Origin of the sequence: Bradyrhizobium sp. 142 (assembly GCF_023074015.1) — a bacterium.
Classification (GTDB): domain Bacteria; phylum Pseudomonadota; class Alphaproteobacteria; order Rhizobiales; family Xanthobacteraceae; genus Bradyrhizobium.
In genome coordinates this window covers 1-11350 of record NZ_JADPKQ010000364.1, presented here as the reverse complement: position 1 = coordinate 11350, position 11350 = coordinate 1, and the positions used below count along the sequence as shown (strand labels likewise).

At 57.8% G+C, this 11350-nt stretch carries 5 protein-coding genes and 1 pseudogene; all 6 read left to right on the top strand.

Going from position 1 to position 11350, the window contains the following annotated elements:
* Positions 1-5 precede the first annotated feature (5 nt).
* Positions 6-134 (top strand): annotated as a pseudogene (locus IVA82_RS33365) (carbonic anhydrase); the annotation flags it as partial.
* Between the two features lie 1118 nt (positions 135-1252).
* Positions 1253-2713: a biotin carboxylase N-terminal domain-containing protein gene (locus tag IVA82_RS33360; RefSeq protein ID WP_247493706.1), complete on the top strand. Its 1461-nt coding sequence runs from the start codon at positions 1253-1255 to the stop codon at positions 2711-2713.
* Position 2714: 1 nt separating this feature from the next.
* The gene (locus IVA82_RS49165; RefSeq protein ID WP_247387668.1) at positions 2715-3221 is read left to right on the top strand and encodes a biotin/lipoyl-containing protein; all 507 of its coding nucleotides are present in this window, start codon (positions 2715-2717) and stop codon (positions 3219-3221) included.
* A 1-nt stretch (position 3222) separates the two neighbouring features.
* Positions 3223-4830 (top strand): carboxyl transferase domain-containing protein, encoded by a 1608-nt coding sequence (locus IVA82_RS33350; protein WP_247387666.1) that lies wholly within the window; start codon positions 3223-3225, stop codon positions 4828-4830.
* Between the two features lie 1330 nt (positions 4831-6160).
* Entirely contained in the window at positions 6161-7174 is a 1014-nt protein-coding gene (trpD, locus tag IVA82_RS33345; RefSeq protein WP_247387665.1) for an anthranilate phosphoribosyltransferase, read from the top strand.
* Positions 7175-9107: 1933 nt separating this feature from the next.
* Complete coding sequence (locus tag IVA82_RS33340) at positions 9108-10640, top strand: long-chain fatty acid--CoA ligase (protein ID WP_247387672.1); 1533 nt, start codon at positions 9108-9110, stop codon at positions 10638-10640.
* Positions 10641-11350: the final 710 nt, after the last annotated feature.

Here is an 11350-nt window from a genome sequence, read left to right as displayed (position 1 = left end):
AAGCACTTGAGAACGGCGTCAATAAGCTCAAATCGGCGGCTCCGATTTTAAATTTAGCAATCGAGCAGAATAGGCTGAAAGTCGTCGGGGGTCTTTATCGGCTCGAGACCGGCCGGGTCGAATTGGTAAGCTGACCGTCATCAGAGCGTTAACTTCTGAGCAATGCCGTTTGAAGCGACAAGGAAAGGTTGTTGTCTCTGCCGCCGAGTCGACCAGATCCTGGATCGGAGGGACAGATCTTACGCAGCGCGCCGGCGCAGCGCCTTCACGGGGCAAGCCCCACCCGTAGACAGAATGGATAGTGCGTTACGTACGGACCTGGCTACTTCCGGGAAGCCAGGAGCTTGGACAAATTTGTGCGATCATTTCGTTGAAAGGCCTTGAATCGCACGTAACGTCACATTGTACGATCTTGAAATGAGATCGCGACCTCTGACAAACGAACGTAAGCTACTCCTAGGGTGTGGGGCGATGGCATAACGATCTTGTCGTATTTCGAATTTGCGGCGAACGCTCGCCGTAAATGAGCCGGCGGCAACTCTCCCTTGCCGACGGTCGGGGCGATGTGTAGCAGCGTCGCTCCTCCCAGACTGACTTCGCCCGGCTTCCAAAATGAGGCCGGGCCTTTTTTGCCGTCGGGAAGACGTTAGCGCCTTGTCGACGCGCAACTTGCTCGATCAGCTCGTCCGGAAACCAGGCAAACTTGCGAGGCGAGTCCGGCAAGACAACACGCGTTACGACGACATCGGCATGCTGATTGTAAATCGTCAACAAATCGCAGCCTTCGATTCTAGCATACAAAGCAACGCTTCCGCAGCCATCAACGACTTGAACGGTTCCGGCCTGTTTTTCCTGTAGACAGGCCATACTGTGCCTTGCGCAGGAACACCAATACCGCAACGTACCGACCTAAAGAGGATATCGTGACGCGCACACAACGAACGCATTGGTTTTTGCGTCCCAAAGCCAACTGCTGTGCAGTAGTTCTTATTGTGCAACGGCATCTCTGTGCTCGAGTCGGCGGGTGCGCGAGATCAGCTGCCGACCGACGCGAAGAAAGACGCTTGCATGGAGGACGTGTTTCGCCTGCGTAGCACCCACATCCCGGATCGCACCGCCATCACTGCGTGTCTCAGAGCCAAGCAGGCGAGCTTGAGTCATCAATGTCGCGACCTCCATTGGCGATACCGCCAAAGAAAACACGGGACTCGAAGTCTCGTTTGAGTTGTTTGTTTGGATACGAATGCACACAATGCCTTTCGATACAGTCCTTATCGCCAACAGAGGCGAGATCGCCGCCCGCATCATCAAGACGTTGCGAAAGCTGGGGCTTCGTTCTGCAGTTGTCTACCACGAGGTCGATGCGCGAAGCCCGGCAGTCTGCATGGCCGACACAGCGATTCTTATCAGCGGTCACACGCCGATCGCGGCCTATCTGGACATCGCACAAATTATCGCCGCCGCTCACAAGGCGGGCGCCGGCGCTGTTCATCCAGGTTATGGATTTCTTTCCGAACAGGCTCAATTCGCCACGGCCGTGATAAAGGCCGGCATTGCGTTCATCGGCCCCGCACCCGAAACTATTGAACTGATGGGCGATAAGATTCGGGCCCGCAACTTCGTCCAGTCGAACGGCTTTCCAGTGGCCCCATCTGCAATTGAGGAGGACGATCCAGCGACGTTCGTCTCCAGGGCGCGTGCAATTGGAACCCCTTTGCTCGTAAAACCGTCAGGGGGCGCGGGCGGCAAGGGCATGCGGATTGTACGCGACGTCGATGCTCTGGAAGGCGCGATTGAGCAGGCTCGCTCTGAGGGGCAACGGTATTTTGGGGATCACCGGCTTTACGTCGAAAGTTACATTGAGAACCCGCGGCATATCGAAGTGCAGGTACTCGGCGACTCTTTTGGGAACATTGTACATCTGTTTGAGCGGGAGTGCTCGGTGCAACGCCGCTTCCAGAAGATCATCGAGGAAGCGCCCTCGCCAGCCCTGTCGCCAGAACTACGGAAACGCGTATGCGAGACCGCGGTCGGTATCGCACGCGCCGCGAATTATCAAAACGCAGGAACCGTCGAATTCATTTTCGATGCAGGAGAATTCTACTTTCTCGAGATGAATACGCGCCTACAGGTCGAACATCCCGTGACTGAGATGATCACCGGCATCGATCTTGTCGCCGAACAGGTCTATGCCACCGCGGGCCGAGAACTTGGTTTTGCTCAGTCAGATATCGTTTCGAACGGCCACGCTATCGAAGTAAGGCTGTACGCTGAAGCCCCCGAACGAGGCTATGTTCCGACGTCCGGCAAAGTACTTCTTCTCGAGTATCCGAGCGGGGTACGGATTGACAGTGGCATCACGCAGGGTCAGCCAATCACCACTGCGTTTGATCCCATGCTCGCAAAGATCATCGCGCATTCGCCGACGCGCACATTGGCCACCGCGACGGCCAACCGCGCGATTCAGGGGGTCATTCTTCTCGGCTGCGAGACAAACGCTAGCTTCCTCGCCCGCATTCTTTCCCACGAGTCGTTTGTCCGCGGACAGTTTCATACGGGATATCTGGAGGAAAACCCGCACATTGCCGCTGGTAACTCTGCTACCGCCCTACCGGCATTCCTGGCATCAGCTGCTCTCCTGACCCGACAAGTCCGCGAATCGGCCGATGCCGTGCCCGCGCTTCACGCTTCGCTTGGCCATTGGAGAAATTGACGTGTATCACTCCGTCGAGGTTGATGGCGTCGACCATCAGTTATGGCTTTCACCCTGCCAATCCGGCTCCTATCATCTTCACTTGCGCGACCAAGTCATTTCCCCGGTCGCGTTCGCGCAATACGGCGAGAATTCAGGTGTCCTGACCATTGCCGGCGAGACCGAACGGGTCCGCTTCGTCATCGAAGGCGACCTGATTCACGTCCACATCCGTGGCATGACGCGCGTTTTGCGCTACAGCGACCCGTTGCAAACGCTCGCTTGCGTGAACCAAGAGGAAAGTTCGCTAATGACCCGCGCACCGATGCCGGGAGTAGTCGTTACGATCGCGGTTTCGCCTGGTCAACCGGTATCCGCAGGCGCGGCGCTGATGATGATTGAGAGCATGAAGCTGGAAACTATTATTCGCTCTTCACAGGATGGCGTAGTCGGTCGAATCCATTTCAAAGAAGGGGAGAGCTTCGAGCGGGATGCTGTGCTGATTACGCTATCGAAAGAAGGGCGCTGAAATGCTACGAATCGCTTCTGGGGCGAATGTCAATTCGCAAGACTTTCGTCAAAACGAGCTCCACAACAGGCGCCTTGCTGACGAGTTGAAGGAGCGGCAACGTGCTGTCCGCTTCCAGCGGCCCGAGCGGGAGCTCGAGCGCCTTCGACGTCAAAATAAGCTGTTTGTACGAGATCGGATCGACGCCTTGCTCGATCCAAAAACTCCGTTCCTCGAGCTTTCAACGCTGGCCGCTAACAAGGCCTATAACGGCGAAGTGCCTGGCGCGGCACAGGTCGTCGGCATCGGGATCGTCGCGGGTCGCGAGGTGATGGTTCATGCAGACGATGCAAGCGTGAAGGGCGGCGCATGGTATCCGTTGTCTGTCAAGAAGATAGTGCGAGCCTTGGACATCGCAATCGAGAATCGTCTGTCAGTGATTCATTTGTGCGACGGCGCCGGAGGATTCCTACCTTTTCAGGCAGAGTTCTTTGCCGATCGCTACTTCGCGGGTCGGATCCTCCGTAACCAATCCATTCTCTCCAAGATGGGAGTACCGCAGGTCGCGATCGCAATGGGTCATTGCACAGCGGGAGCGGCCTACGTCCCGGCGCTTAGCGAATTCAACATTATGGTCGAGGATACGGGAGCTATATTTCTCGGTGGCCCTCCAGTCGTGAAAGCTGCTACCGGTGAAGACGTATCGGCACAGGAGCTTGGGGGCGCCCACATGCATACGAGCGTGTCGGGCACGAGCGATTATTCCGCGAGCTCCGAGATGCACGCTATTGCGATCGCACGTGATATCGTTGCCCGATTCCATCGGGCCGCGAAGACTCCGATTGATCAAGCCGCCCCGGAGCCCCCTGCCTACGACGCATCGGAACTATACGGCATTATTCCCAAGGACCCTCGAGTGCAGTTCGACATGCGGGAGATCATCGCCCGCATGGTCGATGGCAGCCGATTTCACGAATACCAGCCGCGTTTTGGCACGTCCCTGCTGTGCGGTTTCGCGCGGCTTCATGGATATCAAATAGGGATTCTTGCAAATAATGGCGTGCTGCTCAGCGAAAGTGCGCTGAAGGGCGCTCACTTCATCCAACTATGCGACAAGAACCGGACGCCCCTGCTCTTCCTGCAGAATACAACGGGCTTCATGGTCGGCCGCGAATACGAGCGCCGTGGCATAACCAAGGATGGCGCCAAGCTGATCATGGCCGTCTCGGGAGCGTCGGTCCCAAAATTCACGGTCGTTTGCAACAGCTCGCACGGAGCAGGTACCTACGCTATGGCGGGACGTGCTTTCGATCCTCGGTTCGTCTTCACCTGGCCGCAGTCTCAGATCTCTGCGATGGGCGCCGAGCAAGCGGCAGGTGTGCTGACCCATGTTAAGACCAGACAACTGGCCCGGGATGGTGGGCGACTCGCAGAGCAGGAGCTAGCAGCCATTCGAGGTCCCCTTCTCGACGAGTATCGGGAACGATCGAGCGCCTACTATGCAACCTCTGAAATCTGGGACGACGGAATTCTTGATCCAGTCGATACCCGAAGTGCACTCGCGATCGCCCTGAGCGCTTCGCTGAATGCTCCCATAGAAGCGCCCCATTATGGCGTATTCCGAATGTAGCCGGCAGGAGTCGAACGTCCGTGTCAGTGGATTCTACTCTCTAACCGGAGTCCAAATCGACGGATCGTCCTGTCCCCGGCATGAGCCAGATTGGTGTCGCCCACATTCCGCGCAGAACTCGAATTCGCGACCTTGGTCAAATAGATCAACCCGAGTGGGGCGTTGAATTCGGTGACCACGTTGTCGATCAGGACGACGGCGTCGCGTCGACGCAGGTGGAGCTGGGTCGCATAGGCCTGATTGGCCGCGCATCGAACCTCGCGTGGGGACTACGCAAAGTGCGTAACACTCGAGATGATCTGCTCGTTACACTTCTAGCATTGCGTGGTGTAATTGCGAGGCTCCTGCGGGTCGAAGTCATCGACATCTGGAGTTCGCGATCGATGCAAGCGCGGGCTGCCCTGCTGACTCTGATCCACCAACGGACGCGTCAGTCACACTAAGGTGCGCCCTACTGATGGATTGTTGGTCCATTCATCGCCAATGATAACAATCCTTAGGAGGAGACAAGCCATCATACCGATCGCGGTCAACGATTCCGCGACGGGCTGGTTGCAGAAGAAGTCATCCCGCCATGCTCGACTATGGAACCACCCACCGTCTTGCCGTCCGATCGTCTGATCTGATCTCGAGCAAAGAACACTTGCTCCTTTGCAGGTGAACGCCATGGATAGCTTGATTCTTACGCAGCGTCAGGTTGTAGGATTGCAGAGCGGACTGACGTTCAAGCTGACACCGCGCATGCCTCGACGACGCATACGCGGTCCGAGCCGGACCGGTTGCCGAGCTGCATGACCCCACCAACGCCCGTTTCGAATGACGCCTCGCTGTTGAACGCAGAAAACGAAAAAGGGTGAGAATGATTTCATGGCGCGCGCAAGTATCGATAACCAGTGACTTAGGATCAGTGCAAACATCCACTAAGCAGACGCTGCCGGTAACGAGCGCCGATGATGCCGGCCGAGACGCGCGCAAGTTGCGCAACGCGCTCTAAGGTCAAGTATCTCAAAGAGGAGGAGCACCATTTGTGATCGAGACGGCGCGACATAATGCCATATCAGGAGCAACATGCAGTGTATTTGGTCAGGATCTCGAGCTATGCGCCAGCGCCAGCTGGGAGCATCAACGGCGAGTAGTCGTGTGTGGCATCGACGTCATCCTGCAACCGTCGAGTTCGGCTCGATCCACAAAACCGCAACGTTTGTCCGATCATATATCAGCAAAGAACAGCGTGGGTATCGACAACATGGAAGATGGGATCATCTAGCGGATTGAGGTCGCGCTCGCACGCGCGACTGGCCAATTGGAACGACTAAGCACGTGGAGAGCAATGAACGCCCTCAAATCGATCATTAGCAAAGTTGCTACAGGTGCCACGCTGACCCGCGAGGAGACCGCAACAGCCTTTGAAATCATGATGTCGGGCCAGGCGACCTCCTCCCAGATCGGAGGATTGTTAATGGGGATGCGGGTACGTGGTGAAACCGTGGAAGAAGTCACCGGCGCAGCCTCGGCCATGAGGAGCAAAATGCTCCGGGTCAGTGCGCCCCCCGATCCCGTCGACATCGTTGGTACGGGCGGTGACGCTTCGGGCTCAGTCAACGTGTCCACATGCGCCTCATTCATCGTCGCCGGGGCCGGCGTTCCGGTGGCCAAGCATGGCAACCGCGCCGTGTCCTCACTATCAGGCGCTGCTGACGTCTTGGCCCGACTCGGCGTGAAGGTCGACCTCCCGCCTGTAGGCGTTGCTCGTTGTGTGCACGAAGCTGGCATCGGCTTCATGCTTGCGCCCATCCGTCATCCGGCTATGCACCACGTTGCCCGGATCCGAGCGGCACTTGGGACCCGCACGATCTTCAATCTAATCGGCCCGCTCGCAAATCCGGCCGGAGTCAAGCGGCAGATTGTCGGAGTGTTTTCGCGTCGATGGGTGCAGCCCTTGGCGCAGGTGTTAAAGAACCTTGGTGCTGAGTCGGTGTGGGTGGTGCATGGCTCAGATGGACTCGATGAGATCACCCTCACCGGGCCGACGTTTGTTGCCGCGCTAGAGAGAGATGCGATCCGTACCTTCGAAGTCACCCCGGAAGAAGCGGGCCTCGCCCGCTGCCACAACGAGGCGCTGAGGGGCGGCAACGCCGATGCCAATGCAATCGCGCTGCAAAGCGTGCTCGACGGCATGTCAAGTCCGTACCGCGATGTTGCTCTTCTCAACGCCGCCGCGGCAATGATCGTGGCCGGCCACGCAACCAGCTTGAAGCACGGCGTCGCCCTTGGGCAAGAATCCCTTAATAGCGGTGCGGCAGCCGCGCGATTGAAACACCTGATCGCGATCTCCAATGCTTGACACGGCCGACGTACGACATTTTGAACACCAACATCGAAGCCCTACGAGCGCGAAGAGATTGCAGGCGCAAAGCGCGAGTTGCCTCTGCCACACGTCGAGGCGCTTACCGCGGTTGCCGGGTCACAGACGCAGCAGCCCCGCTTTCGAATCGACGGGAGCGGGATGCGCGAAAGGCCTCAGATCGCGAAGACCAGTGCGAAGCAGCCTGCCGAGACAATCAGCAAAGGCCGCGGCCGAAGCTTAGGTTCTCAATTTTGTGTGCACGCAATGCGTCAAAGGATGAGCAATGACGTCCCCATGAACGGTAGAAGCGCTCGCATTTATGGCAAAGATAGAACACATCGTTCGGAAATTTCGGGAGGTCATCGATACAGACAGCTCCATCCCCCGAAATCTGCGGGGTACGCTGCACACAACACTCGATAAGCATCTTCTCGCTGCAAGAAAAGCAGATTGTCGACGATTCCGGAATCCACTGGGTGCTCTCATGCCGCTACGCGCGGAGAGCTGCCGACGCTCCCAAACCTCGGAGGTGGCGTCATCTTGCGGGCCCGGGGGTGCCGATGGTTCACCCGCACCTATACCGATGGCGACGACGAGTTCGTGAGCCACGGCTTACGCTTTTTGACCCAATCCTGCGCGAAGGCCTTGATGCCCGGAGTGCCTCAGGATCGTAGGGATAACGTCCCTAAAATACGGCCGGCTTCTGAAGGCTGAAGTGCGCAAGTACTATCTGGATGATATCGCCACAACGAAAACGCGGAAAACCGAACGCCGGAGCTGCGCTCTTCGATCATGCCAACCCCTTGCCGCCGGGCTCGGCTTCGATTTAGTCGACGTCTTCACCGGCGGCGTTTCCGACGCGATTTTACCGCGTCGCACCGCGGATATCTGCCATCGCCATTTGCCGCCGTACGGCGGCGCGCTCGCGCATTCGTGCGGCTCGTTCTTCAGGGCAGGCGCCGCAGCTGGGGTGCATCTCGTGAATTGCGTTGGCGGGACCAAACGCACGCTATGGCGTGAGGGTCGAGTGCGGAAGACGTGGTACTGTGTATTTCTCGGTTGCGGCGACTAATTAAGCTTGGCATCGCGAGCTCTTCCACTTTTCCTATCGGCGTTGCCCGGTGAGCCTCGGAAAAATTTGATCCAGCGACAAGACCAATGGGCTTGAATCGCACGTAACGTTAAATTGTACCATCTCAAGGTACATCAGTCTCGGGCCGGTCGAGATAAGGATTGCGAATGTTCGAGCATGTCAGAATCGCACCGCACCGCCTTATCTCGATCATCGCGACAGTGCGGCTTGCGGGTGGTCCTGATGGGCTCGACAATCTTCGGCCGGCACCATACGCCTTCTCTGATCCACATTGCTGGAGAGCTGGTCAATTCAGAGGACGTCAACGTCACCCCTACCGCGCTGTGCGGCTCCCCCCAATTGAAGATGGGAAACCGAGTTCCTCCGCGGGCCGGGACACCCGTGGAGATCAGTTGAACCAAGGCGTTTTTGGTTCTGTTCGCTCAGCCCGCTTGGAGCTCGCACGGCGCCATCATCTCGGAAATGCAGGACGGTCGATCCGACCTCGGATGGTTCCAATCGGCCTATATGTGTGGTGAGCCTGTAAGTCGGAAACCTGAAGAAGATAACGTCATGGTGCGCTTATCACTACGCGCAGATGCACGCCAGCGCTGTCGGACGAAACGGAGCCCGTGACGAAGCGCCTCCGCCTTTACGCTTTAAGAGATTTACATCGAGCCTGGGCTGATGACGTCGTCAAGACCGTATGCTTCCGACTGAGATCGCTTGACTGCTCGCGTGCCTGAAGGCCATCCGATGCGATCTGATCGCGATCGAGAGCTTCCGAACGACTCAGGAGGTCAAGGGTTTAAGCAGTTTTGCAAGTACGTAGCGAACCTGAGCGAAAAGGGGACAAAGGTGGATCTTTGCACACTGATTGAGCGTAACGCGTCGTTTACTCCCGACAAACCCGCGATCCACTTCGACGGGGGCACCCTAAGCTACGCCGCCTTCACTCAAAGGATCGAGCAAATCGCTCGTGCTCTAAAACATCAGCTCGGCATCGAGAGAGGCGACCGCGTCGCGATCCTTGGGCTCAACCGGCCCGACTACCTGGCCCTGCTCTATGCCTGCGCGCGACTCGGCGCAATGCTCGTTCCATTAAATTGGCGGCTTACGGTCGCGGAACAGTTGTTCATCCTCTCCGACGCCCGTCCCAAAGTGCTAGTTCTAGAACAGGCCTTTGATGCACTGCTACCAGCTCTGGCGGGGCAGTTGCCTGATACCTTTGTTGCCGGGTTGAACTTTTCGCCTCTCGGCGGAAGTAAGTGGGACTGCCTGGTAGACCAGGGTCGAGGCGACGATCGCAATCAGCACACGGACCTGTCTTGCCCGCTTCTGATTGTCTATACTTCGGGTACCACAGGGCGGCCGAAAGGCGCTGTGCTGCGTCAAGAAGCGTTGCTGTGGAATGGAATTATGAGTCAGCACATGCATAACCTCGGCTCGACCGATCATGTCCTGACAGTCTTGCCGCTGTTTCACGTTGGCGGCCTGAATATCCAGACCACGCCGGCGTTGCATAACGGCGCGACCGTCACCATTCACACGCGATTTACGCCCGAGGCGACGCTTGCTGCGATCGAACGCGACAGACCTACGCTGGCAGCGTTGGTGCCTACCACGATGCAATCCCTAGCCGACCATCCTCAGTGGCGGACGACGGACCTCTCCTCACTGAAGGCAATTTGCACCGGTTCAACGATGGTCCCGCAGCACCTTATCGAACGCTTTGTCGCGCGTGGGGTGCCAGTACTGCAGGTTTACGGTTCGACCGAGACCTGCCCTATTGCTGTGTATACGAGGCTCGGCGGCGATCTTGCGCGTAAGGGCTCGAGCGGCTTGCCCGGCCTATGCTGCGAAGCGGCTATTCTCGATGATACCGGCAACGAGTTGCAGGCAGGCAGCCCGGGCGAGATCGCCGTACGGGGCCCCAATGTCTTCAGCGGGTATTGGGGCGCTCAACAAGCAACGCGCGAGCCTTTGCACAACGGCTGGTATCTCACCGGTGACATCGGCCGCCGCGATGCCGATGGATACTTTTGGGTTCATGATCGCAAAAGGAACCTGATCATTTCCGGTGGAGAAAATATCTACCCGGCGGAAGTAGAGCGCGCGCTTATGGAGCATCCCGATGTCGCAGACTGCGCCGTTGTCGGTCGACCCGATCCGCGCTGGGATGAGGTGCCGATCGCTTATGTGATCAGGCGGCCGGGGGTTCGGCTTGACGCGGAAGCACTAACGGCGCATGCAGGCTCGCAGCTCGCCCGCTTTAAGGTGCCGCGCGAAATTATTTTCACGGAAGAGTTGCCACGAACGGCGCTGGGCAAGATCCAGCATTTCGCGCTGAAGGGGCTTACACGATCAAGCCAGCACAACGACGGCGACTGAAGATTTCGATCGGGTGTGGCATTTCCTTTACCCCGCAGGCGTGGCCGCTGAGGGCCGCGAAACCCCACGGGTCACCGCGTCTATGCGAACACGGCAGCTGCGAGTTGATCATTGTCGGCGCCTTTCCGTCGAATAACGTTGCCCCGAGGTCGCTGATGCCGCGGATCCTCATTATGAATGCCGGTACCGCGCAAATGTCGGGCTCTGATCTGGCGACAACCAAGTTTCGCTTGCCTCCAATTCGGCCAAGACGTCGTCCATGTCTTCACAGGTGCCGCACTCTTCCAGGAAGTTAATGGAGGTGCTGAGCCGGAGCGACGTCGCCAGTTGGGTACCCATCCTCACTCAGCCGATATTCCGATCGTCTATCCCATCTCCGTTTTTGGCTCCTCGACGCCGCCGACGCCCGCGTCAGTTAGAGCTTTGCCCGTGTTGCTGCCGGCGTATTCTGGGACGTGATCGAACTACCCATGCCGTCTTTGGGAGCGCGATTTGTATCAATCTTCCTATCAACCGATGAGTAGCGCGCCATTCGAGCCCGTCCGGGTTCAAAAGGAGAGATCGCTCTTGCGAGCCTGCGTGGACGCTCGCCCTCGACGAGTGCTTGCAGCGTAACCGGCATGAGGCCCCCACCTCGCCATCGCGAGGTTCGCCTGCGATACAGCCTGGCATGAGCTGATCGGTGGAGGTGAAGCGATGGCAAATGCCAT